Source organism: Rhizobium ecuadorense, assembly GCF_001187535.1.
GTDB classification, from domain to species: Bacteria; Pseudomonadota; Alphaproteobacteria; order Rhizobiales; family Rhizobiaceae; genus Rhizobium; species Rhizobium ecuadorense.
Genome location: NZ_LFIO01000951.1, coordinates 1 through 251 on the forward strand (window position 1 = coordinate 1; position 251 = coordinate 251).

The 251-nt window shown below is 61.4% G+C and carries 1 protein-coding gene; it reads right to left on the reverse strand.

The window, feature by feature from the left end:
• Positions 1 to 251 (reverse strand): GNAT family N-acetyltransferase (locus AF337_RS17305; protein ID WP_152971115.1); only part of this gene is annotated, 251 nt, incomplete at both ends.

The following is a 251-nucleotide window of genomic DNA, read 5'->3' on the forward strand; positions in this document are numbered from 1 at the left end:
CCTCCAGAATCTCCCGATGCTTGCCGATCGAGCCTGCATCCTCCCAGATCGTGTTGACCTGTTCGTCGTTCATCCAGCGATGAAATGCTGCAAGATCGGTCTCGGCATCGGCCACGGTGAAGGCGATTTCCCGTTCCAGCCAGGGGATGAAACGCTGGTAGACCGTGCCCTTCGGCTTTGCAGGTCGGCGCGGATGATACCGGCCCGCGGTCATCTCCTGCACGGGCAACAGCGGATAGGACAGCTGCGGC